This window comes from Aquabacterium sp. (assembly GCF_049317225.1).
GTDB lineage: Bacteria > Pseudomonadota > Gammaproteobacteria > Burkholderiales > Burkholderiaceae_C > Aquabacterium.
Genome location: NZ_JBMOIR010000020.1, coordinates 1 through 16,114 on the forward strand (window position 1 = coordinate 1; position 16,114 = coordinate 16,114).

The 16,114-nt window shown below is 59.8% G+C and carries 16 protein-coding genes and 1 tRNA gene; all 17 read left to right on the forward strand.

What is annotated here, in order from left to right; translation table 11 throughout:
• Nucleotides 1–726, forward strand: a 726-nt coding sequence (tpiA, locus tag ACOYNB_RS11800) for a triose-phosphate isomerase (protein WP_422839255.1), incomplete at its 5' end; no start/stop codon positions are given.
• 41 nt (nt 727–767) lie between these two features.
• Nucleotides 768–1,112: a preprotein translocase subunit SecG gene (gene secG, locus ACOYNB_RS11805; protein WP_422839256.1), complete on the forward strand. Its 345-nt coding sequence runs from the start codon at nt 768–770 to the stop codon at nt 1,110–1,112.
• A 129-nt stretch (nt 1,113–1,241) separates the two neighbouring features.
• Nucleotides 1,242–1,326 (forward strand) — tRNA-Leu (locus ACOYNB_RS11810).
• A gap of 245 nt (nt 1,327–1,571) precedes the next feature.
• Nucleotides 1,572–1,931, forward strand: a complete 360-nt coding sequence (locus tag ACOYNB_RS11815) for an NADH-quinone oxidoreductase subunit A (RefSeq protein ID WP_374255603.1) — start codon at nt 1,572–1,574, stop codon at nt 1,929–1,931.
• 49 nt (nt 1,932–1,980) lie between these two features.
• Nucleotides 1,981–2,457, forward strand: coding sequence for a NuoB/complex I 20 kDa subunit family protein (locus tag ACOYNB_RS11820; RefSeq protein WP_374255571.1), 477 nt, complete (start codon nt 1,981–1,983; stop codon nt 2,455–2,457).
• Nucleotides 2,458–2,471: 14 nt separating this feature from the next.
• Nucleotides 2,472–3,083 carry an NADH-quinone oxidoreductase subunit C gene (locus ACOYNB_RS11825; RefSeq protein ID WP_374255569.1) on the forward strand — a complete coding sequence of 204 codons (612 nt, stop codon included), beginning with the start codon at nt 2,472–2,474 and terminating at the stop codon, nt 3,081–3,083.
• A gap of 17 nt (nt 3,084–3,100) precedes the next feature.
• Nucleotides 3,101–4,354 (forward strand): NADH-quinone oxidoreductase subunit D, encoded by a 1,254-nt coding sequence (locus ACOYNB_RS11830; RefSeq protein ID WP_422839257.1) that lies wholly within the window; start codon nt 3,101–3,103, stop codon nt 4,352–4,354.
• 14 nt (nt 4,355–4,368) lie between these two features.
• Nucleotides 4,369–4,854, forward strand: a complete 486-nt coding sequence (gene nuoE / locus ACOYNB_RS11835) for an NADH-quinone oxidoreductase subunit NuoE (RefSeq protein WP_374255566.1) — start codon at nt 4,369–4,371, stop codon at nt 4,852–4,854.
• 13 nt (nt 4,855–4,867) lie between these two features.
• A complete protein-coding gene (gene nuoF / locus ACOYNB_RS11840) occupies nt 4,868–6,211 on the forward strand; it encodes an NADH-quinone oxidoreductase subunit NuoF (protein ID WP_422839258.1) in 1,344 nt (447 codons plus the stop codon).
• Between the two features lie 14 nt (nt 6,212–6,225).
• Nucleotides 6,226–8,541 carry an NADH-quinone oxidoreductase subunit NuoG gene (gene nuoG / locus ACOYNB_RS11845; RefSeq protein WP_422839259.1) on the forward strand — a complete coding sequence of 772 codons (2,316 nt, stop codon included), beginning with the start codon at nt 6,226–6,228 and terminating at the stop codon, nt 8,539–8,541.
• A 19-nt stretch (nt 8,542–8,560) separates the two neighbouring features.
• Complete coding sequence (gene nuoH / locus ACOYNB_RS11850; RefSeq protein ID WP_422839260.1) at nt 8,561–9,619, forward strand: NADH-quinone oxidoreductase subunit NuoH; 1,059 nt, start codon at nt 8,561–8,563, stop codon at nt 9,617–9,619.
• Nucleotides 9,620–9,634: 15 nt separating this feature from the next.
• Nucleotides 9,635–10,126, forward strand: coding sequence for an NADH-quinone oxidoreductase subunit NuoI (gene nuoI / locus ACOYNB_RS11855; RefSeq protein ID WP_374255560.1), 492 nt, complete (start codon nt 9,635–9,637; stop codon nt 10,124–10,126).
• A 6-nt stretch (nt 10,127–10,132) separates the two neighbouring features.
• The gene (locus ACOYNB_RS11860) at nt 10,133–10,777 is read left to right on the forward strand and encodes an NADH-quinone oxidoreductase subunit J (RefSeq protein WP_374255559.1); all 645 of its coding nucleotides are present in this window, start codon (nt 10,133–10,135) and stop codon (nt 10,775–10,777) included.
• Nucleotides 10,777–11,085, forward strand: a complete 309-nt coding sequence (gene nuoK / locus ACOYNB_RS11865) for an NADH-quinone oxidoreductase subunit NuoK (RefSeq protein WP_422839294.1) — start codon at nt 10,777–10,779, stop codon at nt 11,083–11,085. The genes ACOYNB_RS11860 and nuoK overlap by 1 nt, the downstream gene beginning before the upstream one ends.
• 17 nt (nt 11,086–11,102) lie before the next feature.
• Nucleotides 11,103–13,106: an NADH-quinone oxidoreductase subunit L gene (nuoL, locus tag ACOYNB_RS11870; protein ID WP_422839261.1), complete on the forward strand. Its 2,004-nt coding sequence runs from the start codon at nt 11,103–11,105 to the stop codon at nt 13,104–13,106.
• 25 nt (nt 13,107–13,131) lie between these two features.
• Entirely contained in the window at nt 13,132–14,610 is a 1,479-nt protein-coding gene (locus ACOYNB_RS11875; protein WP_422839295.1) for an NADH-quinone oxidoreductase subunit M, read from the forward strand.
• Nucleotides 14,611–14,623: 13 nt separating this feature from the next.
• Nucleotides 14,624–16,105 carry an NADH-quinone oxidoreductase subunit NuoN gene (gene nuoN, locus ACOYNB_RS11880; protein WP_422839262.1) on the forward strand — a complete coding sequence of 494 codons (1,482 nt, stop codon included), beginning with the start codon at nt 14,624–14,626 and terminating at the stop codon, nt 16,103–16,105.
• The last annotated feature ends 9 nt before the right edge of the window (nt 16,106–16,114 follow it).

Here is a 16,114-nt window from a genome sequence, read left to right on the forward strand (position 1 = left end):
AACTGGAAGCTGCACGGTGGTCGTGCCTTCAATGCCGAACTGATCCAGGGTCTGTTGGCAGCCGATCTGGCTGCCACGGCGCCGCGTGCAGACGTGGCGGTGTGCCCTCCGTTTGTCTACCTGTCCGAAGTCGCGGCTGCCTTGCAGGGTAGTGCGATCGCGGTGGGCTCGCAGGATGTGTCGGTTCAGGCGCAAGGCGCGTTCACCGGCGAGGTGGCTGGTCCGATGATCCGTGAAGTTGGCGGCAAGTACGCCATCGTGGGTCACTCGGAGCGCCGCAGCTATCACGGCGAGTCGGACCAATTGGTCGCTGACAAGGCCAAGGCTGCATTGGCTCATGGTTTGGTCCCCATCGTGTGTGTGGGCGAAACCTTGGCTGAGCGCGAGGCGGGTCAAACCGAGGCTGTGGTCGGTCGCCAACTCCAGGCTGTCATTGACACTTTGGGTGAGCAGTTGCCTCAAATCGTCGTGGCGTATGAGCCCGTTTGGGCCATCGGTACTGGCAAGACCGCTTCACCCGAGCAGGCTCAGGCTGTGCATGCTTGCTTGCGCGCCCAACTCAAGGGTGCGCTGGCTGCTGCAGCCATGGTCCCGCTGCTCTATGGTGGGAGCGTCAAAGCTGACAACGCTGCGCAATTGTTTGCGCAAGCCGACATTGATGGCGGCTTGATTGGTGGCGCCGCATTGAAGGCTGCAGACTTTGCGGCCATTGCCCGCGCGGCTTGAGCCGTGGTCGCGGCATAGAGACTGATTCAGGAGTATTTTTCATGCAACAAGCATTGATGACCGTGGTGCTCTTGGCCCAGGTGTTGTCCGCCCTGGCCATGATCGGCCTGGTTCTGGTGCAGCACGGCAAGGGTGCCGACATGGGGGCCTCGTTTGGTAGCGGCGCTTCCGGTAGTTTGTTCGGCGCAACAGGGAGTGCGAACTTCCTGTCTCGCTCGACGGCCGTCGCCGCCACGATCTTCTTCGTGTCGACGCTGGCTTTGGCCTACTTCGGGACCAACCGCAACCGTGCGGTGGAGCAGTCCAGTGTGCTGGAGCAGGCAGCCAGTGCTACCGCTCCCGCCTCTGCACCGGCTTCCGGCGCTGCGCTGATCCCGACAAAATAAGCTCGCATGCGCTCAAACTTGGGCGCTCGGGTGTAAACCGCTGAAAATTCGGTTTAGAATCCAAGTCTTCGGTGAGCAAGCCTCAAGCAAGCCGAAGCAAACAAACGAGCGAACCCAAAAGGTTCACTTGCCGACGTGGTGAAATTGGTAGACACGCTATCTTGAGGGGGTAGTGGCGAAAGCTGTGCGAGTTCGAGTCTCGCCGTCGGCACCATAAGATTTCAAACGAGTCTTTGTGCAGCCAACATGATCAGCGCTGGTTTTTTCCTTCTTGCTGGTTGTGGCGGATGTGGGGCAAGCCTCTCGGGGGTGCGCCTTGCGGGGCAAAGTACTCAACAGAAGCGCGCTGTGGATGAGGAAGATCGGGCTTGTGCCTGATTCGACACACTCCAGGCGCGCTTTTTCGTTTCTCGTGTGGTCCAATCACGCAACGGTTCAATCTGAAAGTCACGCGACATGATGAACATTGAGCAATATCTCCCCGTCATCCTTTTCATTCTGGTTGGCGTGGGTGTGGGGGTCGCCCCTCAGGCGCTGGGCTTCCTGCTCGGCCCTCGTCGTCCTGACGAGGCAAAGAACTCTCCTTACGAGTGCGGTTTCGAGGCTTTCGAAGACGCGCGCATGAAATTCGACGTGCGCTACTACCTCGTCGCCATCCTTTTCATTCTGTTCGATCTGGAAATCGCCTTTTTGTTCCCTTGGGCTGTCGCGCTCAAGGAGGTCGGGATGGCGGGTTTCGTGGCCGTCATGCTGTTCCTGAGCATTCTGGTCGTGGGCTTTGTCTACGAATGGAAGAAGGGTGCACTGGACTGGGAGTGATCCCTTTCTCAGATAGGCCTGCTTCAGGAATCTTCAAGAGGTAATTCACATGGGTATCGAAGGCGTCTTCAAAGAGGGCTTCATCACCACCTCGGCCGATGCGCTGATCAACTGGTCCAAGACCGGTTCGCTGTGGCCGATGACGTTCGGTCTGGCATGTTGCGCGGTTGAGATGATGCACGCCGGTGCGGCGCGCTATGACATCGATCGCTTCGGCATGTTGTTCCGTCCCAGCCCCCGTCAGTCGGATCTGATGATCGTGGCCGGCACGCTGTGCAACAAGATGGCCCCTGCGCTGCGCAAGGTGTACGACCAGATGGCCGAGCCCCGTTGGGTGCTGTCCATGGGGTCCTGCGCCAATGGCGGTGGCTACTATCACTACAGCTATTCGGTGGTGCGCGGTTGTGACCGCATCGTCCCCGTGGACGTGTATGTGCCGGGCTGCCCTCCGACGGCTGAAGCGCTGCTGTACGGCATCCTTCAGTTGCAGGCGAAGATCCGCCGCGAAAACACGATCGCTCGTTGATCAGGAGCTGTTGCATGAGCCAAAAACTCGCCACCTTGCAAGCCGCCCTGGAAAGCATCCTGGGCGACAAGATCAAGCGTCTGGACAACGTCAAGGGTGAGCTCACCCTGACAGTGTCGGCTGCTGATTACCTCGATATCTGCCGCACCCTGCGCGACCACGCCGACCTGAAGTTCGAGCAACTGATGGACCTGTGTGGCATGGATTACTCCACCTACAAGGATGGCGCCCCGAGCATCTACGCAGAAGGCCCGCGTTTCTGCGTCATCAGCCACTTGCTGTCCGTCAGCAAGAACTGGCGCCTGCGCCTGAAGGTGTTTGCGCTGGACGACGATTTCCCCATCGTGGCTTCGGTCAACGACGTGTGGAACAGCGCCAACTGGTTCGAGCGCGAAGCGTTCGACCTGTACGGCATCATCTTTGATGGTCACAACGACCTGCGTCGCATCCTGACGGACTATGGCTTCATCGGCCACCCCTTCCGCAAGGATTTCCCGACCAATGGTTACGTGGAAATGCGCTACGACGAAGAGCAAAAGCGCGTCATCTATCAGCCTGTCACCGTCGAACTGCGCGAAATCACGCCGCGCATCATCCGCGAAGACAACTACGGTGGTCTCCACTGATGCAGGACGCCTGAACCATGTCTGAAATCAAGAACTACACCCTGAACTTCGGTCCGCAGCATCCTGCCGCGCACGGCGTGCTGCGTCTGATTCTGGAGCTGGATGGCGAAGTCATCCAACGTGCCGACCCCCACATCGGTCTGCTGCACCGCGCCACCGAAAAGCTGGCCGAATCCAAGACCTTCATCCAGTCGCTGCCCTACATGGACCGACTGGATTATGTGTCGATGATGTGCAACGAGCACGCTTACTGTCTGGCCATCGAAAAGATGCTGGGCATTGAAGTGCCGGTTCGTGCGCAATACATCCGCGTGATGTTTGCCGAAATCACCCGTGTGCTGAACCACCTGCTGTGGTTGGGCTGTCACGGGTTCGACTGCGGCGCGATGAACATCCTGATCTACTGCTTCCGTGAGCGCGAAGACCTCTTCGACATGTACGAAGCCGTGTCGGGGGCTCGCATGCACGCGGCTTACTTCCGTCCAGGTGGCGTGTACCGCGACCTGCCGGACACCATGCCGCAGTACAAGGTCAGCAAGATCAAGAACGCCAAGACGATCGCTCGCATGAACGAGAACCGTCAAGGCTCGCTGCTGGACTTCATCGACGATTTCACCCAGCGCTTCCCCAAGCTGGTCGACGAGTACGAAACGCTGTTGACCGAAAACCGCATCTGGAAGCAACGTACCGTGGGCATCGGTGTGGTGTCGCCTGAGCGCGCTCTGCAAATGGGCATGACCGGCGCCATGCTGCGTGGCTCCGGCATCGTGTGGGACCTGCGCAAGCACCAGCCCTACGACGTTTACGACAAGCTGGACTTCGACATTCCCGTCGGTACCAACGGCGACTGCTACGACCGTTACGTCGTGCGCGTGGAAGAGCTGCGTCAGTCCAACCGCATCATCAAGCAGTGCGTGGACTGGTTGCGTGCCAACACGGGTCCGGTCATCACCGACAACCACAAGGTGGCGCCGCCATCTCGTGTCGAGATGAAGACCTCCATGGAACAGTTGATCCACCACTTCAAGCTGTTCACCGAAGGTTTCCACGTTCCCGAAGGCGAAGCCTACGCTGCAGTCGAACACCCCAAGGGTGAGTTCGGCATCTACCTGGCTTCCGACGGTGCCAACAAGCCTTACCGCCTGAAGATCCGTGCCCCTGGTTTCGCCCATTTGGCCGCGCTGGACGAAATGTCCCGTGGCCACATGCTGGCTGACGCCGTGGCCATCATCGGCACGATGGACATCGTGTTCGGTGAAATCGACCGCTAAGTGACCGAGTAATCATGCTGAGCGAACAAACCAAAGCGCGCTTCGACCGCGAACTCGCCAAGTACCCGGCTGACCAGCGTCAGTCGGCGGTGATGGCCTGTCTGTCCATCATCCAGCAAGAGCAGGGCTGGGTCTCTCCCGAGGCCGAGCAAGCCATCGCCGATCACATCGGCATGCCTGCGATTGCGGTCCACGAGGTCACCTCGTTCTACAACATGTACAACCAGAAGCCGGTTGGCAAGTACAAGTTGAACGTGTGCACCAACCTGCCATGCCAGTTGCGTGACGGCCAGAAGGCCCTGCAGCACCTGTGCGACAAGCTGGGTGTGGAAGACGGTGGCACCACGGCCGATGGCCTATTCACCGTGCAGCACTGCGAGTGCCTGGGCGCTTGCGCCGATGCACCTGTGGCCCTGGTCAACGACCGCCAGATGGTCAGCTTTTTGAGCAACGACAAACTCGATGAGTTGGTCGATGCGCTCAAGGCTCAGGCCAAGTGAGGTAAGGACAAAGATGCTGGACCTTTCCAAATTCCAGGCGACGGGCAAGGAAACCGTTTTCCACGGTCGCCACATTTCTCCTCAAATCTACGCTGACCTCGACGGCACCAACTGGCGCCTGAAGGATTACGAAGCGCGTGGTGGCTATGCTGCGCTGCGCAAGATCCTGGGCAAGGATGGCGGCGAAGGCCTGACCCAAGATCAGGTGATCGCGGAAGTGAAGGCTTCGGGTCTGCGCGGTCGTGGTGGTGCGGGTTTCCCGACCGGCCTGAAGTGGAGCTTCATGCCCCGCACGTTCCCGGGTCAGAAGTACCTCGTGTGCAACTCCGACGAAGGCGAACCCGGTACGGCTAAGGACCGCGAGATCCTGCGCTACAACCCGCACATCGTCATCGAGGGCATGATCATTGCGGCCTACGCGATGGGCATCACCGTGGGTTACAACTACATCCACGGCGAAATCTTCGAAGCCTATGAGCGCTTTGAAGCGGCGCTGGAAGAAGCGCGTGCCGCGGGCTTCCTGGGTAACAACATCATGGGCAGCGACTTCAGCTTCCAGCTGCACGCGCACCATGGTTTTGGCGCTTACATCTGTGGTGAAGAAACCGCGCTGCTCGAATCGCTGGAAGGCAAGAAGGGCCAACCCCGCTTCAAGCCGCCGTTCCCTGCCAGCTTCGGTCTGTACGGCAAGCCCACCACCATCAACAACACCGAAACCTTTGCGGCCGTTCCCTGGATCATCCGCAACGGTGGCGAGGCCTTCCTGAACGTGGGCAAGCCCAACAACGGTGGCACCAAGCTGTTCACCATTTCGGGTGACGTTGAGCGTCCTGGCAACTACGAAATCCCCATGGGTACACCTTTCAGCAAGCTGCTGGAACTGGCCGGTGGCGTGCGTGGTGGCAAGAAGCTCAAGGCCGTGATCCCTGGCGGCTCGTCGTCGCCTGTGATCCCCGGTCACATCATGATGGAACTGACCATGGACTACGACTCGATCAGCAAGGCTGGTTCGATGTTGGGTTCCGGCGCGGTCATTGTCATGGACGAAACGCGTTGCATGGTCAAGAGCCTGCAGCGTCTGTCTTACTTCTACATGCACGAGTCTTGCGGCCAATGCACCCCTTGCCGCGAAGGCACGGGCTGGCTGTGGCGCCTGGTCGACCGCATTGAAAACGGCCAAGGCCGTCCGGAAGACATCGCGTTGCTGGACAACGTCGCCGAAAACATCCAGGGTCGCACGATTTGCGCTCTGGGCGACGCGGCTGCCATGCCGGTGCGCGCATTCATCAAGCACTACCGCGATGAATTCGTGCACCACATCGAAAACAAGACCTGCACGGTCCCGGCCTACATCTGAGCGGGAAGCCTCACATGGTTGAAATCGAAATCGACGGACGAAAAGTCCAGGCCCAGGAAGGCAGCATGCTCATCCGTGCTGCGGAAGAGAATGGGACCTTCATTCCGCACTTCTGTTATCACAAGAAGCTGTCGGTGGCTGCCAGCTGCCGCATGTGTCTCGTGGACATCGAGAAGGCGCCCAAACCCATGCCCGCTTGTGCCACGCCCGTGACGCAAGGCATGATCGTTCGCACCAAGAGCGACAAGGCCATCAAGGCGCAAAAGAGCGTGATGGAGTTCTTGCTGCTCAACCACCCGCTGGATTGCCCGATCTGCGACCAAGGCGGTGAGTGCCAGTTGCAAGACTTGGCCGTGGGTTACGGTGGCGACTCGTCGCGTTACACCGAAGAGAAGCGCGTGGTCCTCCCCAAGGATGTCGGTCCGCTGATCTCCATGGAAGAGATGAGCCGTTGCATCCAGTGCACCCGTTGTGTGCGTTTCGGTCAGGAAGTGGCCGGCGTCATGGAACTGGGCATGGTCAACCGCGGTGAGCACGCTCAGATCGAGACCTTTGTGGGTCAATCGGTGGACTCCGAGCTGTCGGGCAACATGATCGACTTGTGCCCGGTCGGTGCGCTGACCAGCAAACCCTTCCGCTACAACGCCCGTACGTGGGAACTGTCTCGTCGCAAGAGCGTCAGCCCCCATGACTCGACCGGTGCCAACCTGATTGTTCAGGTCAAGAACGGCAAGGTGCTGCGTGTGGTGCCGTTTGAAAACGAAGATGTCAACGAGTGCTGGATCGCCGACCGCGATCGTTTCAGCTACGAAGCGCTCAACGGCGATCAACGCGTGACCAAGCCCATGCTGAAGCAGGGCGGTGAGTGGCGCGAAGTCGACTGGACCACGGCCCTGGAATACGTGGCCAATGGTCTGAAGAACATCAAGTCTGAAAGCGGTGCTGCCGCCATCGGTGCACTGGCCACCGAGCACAGCACTGTCGAAGAGCTGTTCTTGCTGGCGCAACTGGTGCGTGGCCTGGGTGGCGACAACGTCGACACCCGTCTGCGTCAGGCTGATTTCAGTCAAGGTGCCGGTGCACGCTGGCTGGGCATGTCCATCGCCGAGCTGTCCAATGTGGACCGCGCGCTGGTGGTCGGCTCCTTCTTGCGCAAGGACCATCCGCTGTTCGCCTCGCGTCTGCGTCAGGCTGCCAAGCGTGGTGCGCAGATCTCCGCTGTGGGCGGCGTGAACGATGACTGGCTGATGTCTGTCGCCAACCGCGTGACCGTGGCGCCAAGTTCCTGGGTTCAAGCCCTGGCTGACATCGCAGCCGCCGTGGCTGCCGAAAAGGGCGTGAGCGCCCCCGCCGCTGGCAACGTGACCGATGCCGCCAAGGCCATTGCCGCTTCGCTGTTGTCGGGTCAAAACGGCGCCGTGTTCCTGGGCAACGCAGCCGTTCAACATCCTCAAGCCGCGTCGCTGCAAGCGCTGGGTCAATGGATTGCCGAGCAAACTGGCGCCAAGCTGGGTTTCTTCGGTGAGTCGGCCAACACGGTGGGTGCCCAACTGGTGGGCGCACAGCCGAAGCAAGGCGGTCTGAACGCAGGGCAAATGCTGGCTGGCAAGGGTCTCAAGGGCCTCGTGCTGCTGGGCGTCGAGCCTGAATTCGACGCGGCCAACCCGTCTGCGGCCATGGCTGCGGTGCTGGGGGCCGACATGGTCGTGTCCCTGTCGGCCTTCAAGACCTCAGCGAACGATTACGCCGACGTGATCTTGCCGATCGCTGCCTTCGCAGAGACCTCCGGTACGTTCGTGAATGCCGAAGGCCGTGTCCAGAGCTTCCACGGCTCGGTCAAGCCTCAAGGCGATGCCCGTCCTGCCTGGAAGGTGCTGCGCGTGCTTGGCACGATGCTGGGCCTGGATGGGTTCGGTTTTGAAACCTCGGAAGAGGTCAAGGCGGCCGCTCTGGGTGATCTGGCCGCACTGCCTGCCAAGTTGAACAACGCCATCAGCGCGTCGGTCAACGTTGTGGGTTCGACCGGTGGTCTGGAACGCCTGGCTGACGTGCCGATTTACAGTGCGGATGCCCTGGTGCGTCGTGCGCCCGCGCTGCAAGCCACGGCCGACGCCAAGGCGCCGGTGGCCTGCTTGCCGCAAGCCTTGTGGGCTGAGTTGGGTCTGAGCGCAGGTGCGCAAGTCAAGGTGTCGCAAGACGGCGCCGAGGCTGTGCTGCCTGCCGTACTGGACGCCAGCTTGCCTGCCAACGTCGTGCGCGTGCCGGCCGGTACCGCTGCCACCGCCACCCTGGGTGCTTCGTTCGGCGCAATCCGCGTCGAAAAGGCCTGAAGGGTAGGGGAGACAACAGATGATTGACACCCTGTACAACGCTGGTGCCGCCAACCTTGGCGCAGCATGGCCCGTGGTCTGGTCTCTGATCAAGATCGTGGCGCTGTTGCTGCCCCTGCTGGGTTGCGTGGCGTATCTGACCCTCTGGGAGCGCAAGGCCATTGGCTGGTCGCAGATCCGTCCAGGTCCTAACCGGACCGGTCCGGCCGGTTTGCTGCAGCCCATCGCTGACGCGGTCAAGCTGATCTTCAAAGAGATCATCATCCCGTCGGCCGCCAACAAGGGCCTGTTCTTCCTGGGCCCCATCATGACCATCATGCCGGCTCTGGCTGCATGGGCGGTGATTCCCTTCGGCCCCGAAGTGGCACTGGCCAATGTGAACGCAGGCTTGCTGTTCCTGATGGCCATCACGTCGCTGGAAGTCTATGGCGTGATCATCGCTGGCTGGGCATCCAACTCGAAGTACGCCTTCCTGGGTGCCATCCGCGCGTCGGCCCAGATGGTGTCCTACGAAATCGCGATGGGTTTCTGCTTCGTGATCGTGCTGATGACGGCTGGTTCCTTGAACATGACCGACATCGTCCTGAGCCAAGGCAAGGGTCAGTTCGCCGCGATGGGCCTGAACTTCCTGTCGTGGAACTGGTTGCCGCTGCTGCCGATCACCGTGGTGTACTTCATCTCCGGTCTGGCTGAAACCAACCGTCACCCCTTCGACGTGGTCGAAGGTGAGTCGGAAATCGTGGCCGGTCACATGATCGAGTACTCCGGTATGGCGTTTGCCATGTTCTTCCTGGCCGAATACGCCAACATGATTCTGGTGTCCACTCTGTGCGCCATCATGTTCTTTGGCGGCTGGCTGCCCCCGGTCGAAGCGCTGAGCTTCATCCCCGGCTGGATCTGGTTGGGCATCAAGGCATTCATCATCGTGACGCTGTTCCTGTGGGTGCGTGCATCGTTCCCCCGCTTCCGTTATGACCAGATCATGCGTCTGGGCTGGAAGATCTTCATCCCGCTGACGCTGGTCTGGCTGATTCTGGTCGGCTGCTGGATGATGTCCCCCTGGAACATCTGGAAATAAGAAGGGGCACCCCACATGACTACGTCCCTCAAGGAATTCATTTCGAGCTTCTTCATGGTGGAACTCTTCAAGGGGATGGCCCTGACAGGCCGTCACTTCTTGAAGCCGCACATCACTGTGCAGTTCCCTGAAGAAAAGACCCCGTTGTCTCCACGCTTCCGTGGTCTGCACGCCCAACGTCGTTATGAAAACGGCGAAGAGCGTTGCATCGCCTGTAAGCTGTGCGAAGCGGTTTGCCCCGCCATGGCGATCACGATTGAAGCCGGCATGCGTGAAGACGGTTCGCGTCGCACCACCCGCTACGACATCGATCTGACCAAGTGCATCTTCTGCGGCTTCTGCGAAGAAAGCTGCCCCGTGGACGCGATCGTGGAAACCCACATCTTCGAATACCACGGTGAGAAGCGCGGCGATCTGTACTTCACCAAGGACATGCTCCTGGCGGTGGGTGATCGCTACGAGAAGGAAATTGCAGCCAACAAGGAGGCGGACGCGAAATACCGCTGACCCGATATGGACACCTTAAGCCTACTTTTCTATACCTTCGCCTTTGTGCTGGTCTACGCGGGCTTCCGCGTGATCACCGCCAAGAGCCCGGTGACCGCTGCATTGCACCTGGTGCTGGCCTTCGCCAGCGCCTCCTGTGTGTGGATGCTGCTGCAAGCTGAGTTCCTCGCCATTTCCCTCGTGCTGGTGTACGTGGGGGCGGTGATGGTGCTCTTCCTGTTCGTGGTGATGATGCTTGACATCAACACCGACTCCCTGCGTCAGGGTTTCTGGAAGCATTTCCCGCTCGCTGGTCTGATCGGCGTCGTGATCGCTCTGGAAATGTCCTTCGTGCTGACCCGAGGCTTCAACCTGCCTGTGGCCAAGCCGATGGCGCCGGACCTGGCCAAGATGGCCAATGCCAAGGCGCTGGGCGTGGAGTTGTTCTCTCACTATCTGTTCCCGGTTCAGGTCGCTGCGGTGATCCTGCTGGTCGGTATGGTGGCCGCGATTGCGCTGACGATGCGCGAGCGCAAGGACTCCAAGCATCAGAAGCCCGCAGAACAGGTGCGCGTGAAGAAGGCTGACCGCCTGCGCGTGGTGAAGGTGGCAGCCCAAGTGGAAGCCCCCGTTGAAGTTGACGCCAACACCCAGGCTGGAGGCCAAGCATGATCTCGATCACACTCGGACATTACCTGTCGCTGGGCGCGATCTTGTTCGCCATGTCGGTCATCGGGATCTTCCTGAACCGCAAGAACCTGATCGTGCTGCTGATGGCCATCGAGCTGATGCTGCTGGCCGTGAACCTGAACTTCGTCGCGTTCTCCCACTACCTGGGTGACATGGACGGCCAGGTCTTCGTTTTCTTCATCCTGACCGTGGCTGCGGCTGAATCCGCGATCGGTCTGGCCATTTTGGTGACGCTGTTCCGCAATCGTCGTTCGATCAACGTCGATGAGCTGGATACGCTCAAGGGCTGATCGGGAGAGATACAAGAATGTCAGAACTTTCTCTCAACTCGCTGCTGGCGGTGCCTCTGGCCCCGCTGGTCGGCTCGATCTGCGCCGGCCTGTTCGGCAAGACGATCGGCCGTCGCGGCGCGCACATGATCACGATCCTGGGCGTGCTGGTGTCCTTCATCATCTCGGTGATGACCCTCAAGGCAGTGACCTTGGATGGCGCGACCTTCAATGCCACGGTTTATGAGTGGATGACGTTGGGTTCGCTGAAGATGGAAGTCGGTTTCATGATCGACGGTCTGTCGGCCATGATGATGTGCGTGGTGACCTTCGTGTCGCTGATGGTGCACATCTACACCATCGGCTACATGGAAGAAGATCCTGGCTACCAGCGCTTCTTCTCGTACATCTCGCTGTTTACCTTCTCGATGCTGATGCTCGTCATGAGCAACAACATGCTGCAGCTGTTTTTCGGCTGGGAAGCTGTGGGCCTGGTGTCGTATCTGCTGATCGGTTTCTGGTTCAAGAAGCCCACAGCCATTTTCGCCAACATGAAGGCCTTCTTGGTCAACCGTGTGGGTGACTTCGGCTTCATCCTGGGCATCGGTTTGCTGCTGGCTTACACCGGTACGCTGAACTACACCGAAGTGTTTGCCAAGCGCGAAGCCCTGGGCGCGATGCTGTTCCCGCAAACCGACTGGCTGCTGATCACCGTGATCTGCGTGTGCCTGTTCATCGGTGCGATGGGTAAGTCGGCTCAGTTCCCGCTGCACGTGTGGCTGCCTGATTCGATGGAAGGTCCGACCCCGATCTCGGCGCTGATTCACGCCGCGACCATGGTGACCGCCGGTATCTTCATGGTCACCCGCATGTCGCCGCTGTTTGAGCTGTCGGACGCTGCGCTGAACTTCATCGTGATCATTGGTTCGATCACGGCGCTGTTCATGGGTTTCCTGGGCATCATCCAGAACGACATCAAGCGCGTGGTGGCTTACTCCACGCTGTCGCAGCTGGGTTACATGACCGTGGCGTTGGGCGTCTCGGCCTACGGCGTCGGCATGTTCCACGTGATGACCCACGCTTTCTTCAAGGCCTTGCTGTTCTTGGGCGCAGGTTCCGTGATCATTGGCATGCACCACGATCAGGACATCCGCAACATGGGTGGTCTGTGGAAGCGCATGCCCATCACCTGGATCACCTTCCTGCTGGCCAACCTGGCCCTGATCGGGACACCGCTGTTCTCGGGCTTCTACTCGAAGGATTCGATCATCGAAGCCGTCGCAGCGAGCGAATTGCCGGCAGCCGGTTTTGCACACTTCGCCGTGCTGGCGGGTGTGTTCGTGACCGCCTTCTACAGTTTCCGCGTTTACTTCCTGGTCTTCCACGGCAAAGAACACTTCCACCACAAGCCGTTCCCGGGTGAACACGATCATCACGACGACGATCACGGTCATGCTCACGAGCCGCACGAGTCGCCTTGGGTGGTGACCCTGCCGCTGGTGCTGCTGGCGATCCCCTCTGTCGCCATTGGCTACTTCACCATCGAGCCGCTGTTGTTCGGCAACTTCCTGGAGTCGGCGGTGTTCATCGACGCAGCCAAGCATCCTGGCATGCATGAGCTGACGCATGAGTTCCATGGCGCATGGGCGATGGCGATGCACGCGTTCGGCACGCTGCCGTTCTGGCTTGCTCTGGGTGGTGTGGCCACGTCCTTCTTGTTCTACATTGTTGCGCCTCAGATCCCGGCCTTCTTTGCCAAGGTGCTGCGTCCGCTGATCGTGGTGGGCGAGAACAAGTACTTCCTCGACTGGATCAACGAGAACATCTTCGCCGCTGGTGCGCGCCTGTTGGGCCGCATCTTCTGGAAGGTGGGTGACGTTGCTCTGATCGATGGCTTGGCTGTGAACGGTTCGGCCAAACTGGTCGGCCTGATCGGCTCGCTGACCCGCCTGTTCCAAACGGGCTACCTCTATCACTACGCACTGGTCATGATCCTGGGGGTGTTCGCCCTCATGACCTGGTTCGTGTTCATGCAGCACTGAGCGCGAGGACCGGTCCATGCAAACAATGTCCAATATCCTCTCTCTGGCCATCTGGATTCCAGTGGCCGTCGGGATCCTGTTGCTGGCCATCGGCCGCCAGGAAAATGCCCGCGTCACCCGTTGGGTGGCCCTGATCGGTTCGATCATCGGCTTCGCGGTCACCATCCCCTTGATCACTGACTTCAATGCCAGTACGGCTGCGATGCAGTTTGTCGAACACGCCCCCTGGATTGAGCGCTTCAATGTGTTCTATCACTTGGGCGTGGACGGCATCTCGATGTGGTTCGTGCCCCTGACAGCCTTCATCACGGTGATCGTGGTGCTGGCAGGTTGGGAAGTCATCGAAGACCGTCCTCACCAGTACTACGGCGCCTTCCTGATCCTGTCGGGTCTGATGATCGGCGTGTTCGCAGCACTGGACGGCATGCTGTTCTACGTGTTCTTCGAAGCCACGCTGATCCCGATGTACATCATCATCGGTATCTGGGGTGGCCCACGTCGCGTGTATGCAGCGTTCAAGTTCTTCCTGTACACGCTGCTCGGCTCGCTGCTGATGCTGATCGCGCTGGTCTACCTGTACTACAAGTCGGGTGGTAGCTTCGACATCATGACCTGGCAAAAACTGCCGCTGCCAGCCACGCCTCAGGCGCTGCTGTTCGGTGCGTTTTTTGCTGCGTTTGCCGTCAAGGTGCCGATGTTCCCGGTGCACACCTGGTTGCCCGACGTGCACGTGGAAGCACCGACGGGTGGTTCTGCCGTGCTGGCCGCAATCATGCTGAAGCTGGGTTGCTATGGCTTCCTGCGTTTCATGCTGCCCATCGTGCCCGATGCGTCGCACGAATTTGCGCCGGTGGTGATCACCTTGTCGCTGATTGGTGTGATCTACATCGGTCTGGTGGCCATGGTTCAGAACGACATGAAGAAACTGGTGGCGTACTCGTCCATCGCGCACATGGGTTTCGTGACCCTGGGCTTCTTCATCTTCAATGAACTGGGTGTGGTCGGTGGTCTGGTTCAGATGATCTCCCACGGTTTCGTGTCGGGCGCCATGTTCCTGAGCATCGGCGTGCTGTACGACCGCGTTCACTCGCGTGAAATCTCGGCCTACGGCGGTGTGGTCAACACCATGCCCAAGTTTGCCGCCTTCGCCTTGCTGTTCTCGATGGCTAACTGCGGCCTGCCGGGTACCGCTGGTTTCGTGGGTGAGTGGATGGTGATCCTGGGCTCGGTGCAGTACAACTTCTGGATCGGTCTGCTGTCTGCAACCGCTCTGATCTTCGGTGCTGCGTACACCCTGTGGATGTACAAGCGCGTGTACTTCGGCGATGTCACCAACGATCACGTTCGTGAACTCACCGACATCAATGCGCGTGAATTCCTGATCCTGGCCGTGCTGGCGGCCGCCGTGCTGTGGATGGGTATCCAGCCCAAGCCTTTCACCGACGTGATGCACGTCTCGGTGACCGAGCTGCTCAAGCACGTGGCACAAAGCAAGTTGAACTGAGGGCCGACACAAGATGACTGATTTGAACTGGCTCGCGGTGACTCCCGAGATCGTCCTGCTGGGCATGGCCTGCGTGGTCGCGCTCGCGGATCTGTTCGTCACCTGTCCCCAACGCAAGCCCACATACTTCCTGGCGATGCTGTCGCTGGCGGCTGTGGCGGGTTTGCATTTCAACGCCTTGGGCGGCACGGAATCCGTGTACGCCATGCAGAAGATGGTCGTGGTCGATCCGCTGGGCCATCTGCTTTCCTTGTGCGCCACGCTGGCCGTGATGGCCACGCTGACGTACTCGCAGGTCTATGCGTCGCACCGTGAAATGCTCAAGGGTGAACTGTTCAGCCTGAGCATGTTCTCGCTGTTCGGTATCTCGGTGATGATCATCGGCAACAACTTCCTGTCCATTTACCTGGGTCTGGAAGCAATGTCGCTGTCGCTGTACGCGCTCGTGTCCCTGCGTCGTGACAACGTGCAAGCCACCGAAGCCGGCATGAAGTACTTCGTGCTGGGTGCTCTGGCTTCCGGTTTCTTGCTGTATGGCTTGTCCATGATGTACGGCGCCACCGGTTCTTTGGACCTGGGTGAGGTGTACAAGGCCACGCTGACCGGTCAGATCAACAAGCAAGTGCTGGCCTTCGGTCTGGTCTTCATCGTGGCGGGTTTGGCGTTCAAGCTGGGTGTGGTGCCGTTCCACATGTGGGTGCCGGACATCTATCAAGGTGCCCCCACCACGGCCACGCTGCTGGTGGCAGGCGCGCCCAAGCTGGCTGCGTTCGCCATCACCATCCGCCTGTTGGTGGAAGGCCTGATCAACACCGCCGTGGACTGGCAGCAAATGCTGCTGATTCTGGCTGTGGCGTCGATGGCGCTGGGTAACTTGGCTGCGATCGCACAGACCAACCTGAAGCGCATGCTGGCGTACTCCGGTATCGCTCAACTGGGTTTCATGCTGCTGGGTTTTGTGCCCACCGTCGTGGCCGGTAGCACAGTCACGGCTGGCAACGGTCTGGGCTCGGCCCTGTTCTACGTCATCACCTACGTGCTGACCACGCTGGGCACCTTCGGTCTGATCATGGTGCTGTCGCGCCCTGGCTTCGAGTCGGAACAGATTTCGGATCTGGCCGGTTTGAACAAGCGCAGCCCGATGCTGGCTGGTGTGATGGCCGTGTTCATGTTCTCGCTGGCCGGTATTCCGCCGACCGTGGGCTTCTACGCCAAGCTGGCCGTGCTGCAAGCGCTGATCACGACCAGCTCGGGTCTGCTGCTGCAGATCTCGATCGTGGCTGTGTTGCTGTCGCTGGTCGCTGCGTTCTACTACTTGCGCGTCATCAAGGTCATGTACTTTGACGAACCGGTGGAGGGCGCTGCACCGATCGAAAGCAGCGGTGCTCGCGTGCTGTTGTCGGTGAACGCACTGGTAGTGCTGGGTCTGGGTTTGCTGCCTGGCGGCCTGATGGCCCTGTGCGCCCGTGTGATCACGCAATCTCTGGCAGGTTGAAAACTATGC

Bases quoted from the DNA above. Each gene is read 5' to 3' on its own strand.
- secG (WP_422839256.1), top strand. From the start codon at position 768: ATGCAACAAGCATTGATGACCGTGGTGCTCTTGGCCCAGGTGTTGTCC.
- ACOYNB_RS11815 (WP_374255603.1), top strand. From the start codon at position 1,572: ATGAACATTGAGCAATATCTCCCCGTCATCCTTTTCATTCTGGTTGGC.
- ACOYNB_RS11820 (WP_374255571.1), top strand. From the start codon at position 1,981: ATGGGTATCGAAGGCGTCTTCAAAGAGGGCTTCATCACCACCTCGGCC.
- ACOYNB_RS11825 (WP_374255569.1), top strand. From the start codon at position 2,472: ATGAGCCAAAAACTCGCCACCTTGCAAGCCGCCCTGGAAAGCATCCTG.
- ACOYNB_RS11830 (WP_422839257.1), top strand. From the start codon at position 3,101: ATGTCTGAAATCAAGAACTACACCCTGAACTTCGGTCCGCAGCATCCT.
- nuoE (WP_374255566.1), top strand. From the start codon at position 4,369: ATGCTGAGCGAACAAACCAAAGCGCGCTTCGACCGCGAACTCGCCAAG.
- nuoF (WP_422839258.1), top strand. From the start codon at position 4,868: ATGCTGGACCTTTCCAAATTCCAGGCGACGGGCAAGGAAACCGTTTTC.
- nuoG (WP_422839259.1), top strand. From the start codon at position 6,226: ATGGTTGAAATCGAAATCGACGGACGAAAAGTCCAGGCCCAGGAAGGC.
- nuoH (WP_422839260.1), top strand. From the start codon at position 8,561: ATGATTGACACCCTGTACAACGCTGGTGCCGCCAACCTTGGCGCAGCA.
- nuoI (WP_374255560.1), top strand. From the start codon at position 9,635: ATGACTACGTCCCTCAAGGAATTCATTTCGAGCTTCTTCATGGTGGAA.
- ACOYNB_RS11860 (WP_374255559.1), top strand. From the start codon at position 10,133: ATGGACACCTTAAGCCTACTTTTCTATACCTTCGCCTTTGTGCTGGTC.
- nuoL (WP_422839261.1), top strand. From the start codon at position 11,103: ATGTCAGAACTTTCTCTCAACTCGCTGCTGGCGGTGCCTCTGGCCCCG.
- ACOYNB_RS11875 (WP_422839295.1), top strand. From the start codon at position 13,132: ATGTCCAATATCCTCTCTCTGGCCATCTGGATTCCAGTGGCCGTCGGG.
- nuoN (WP_422839262.1), top strand. From the start codon at position 14,624: ATGACTGATTTGAACTGGCTCGCGGTGACTCCCGAGATCGTCCTGCTG.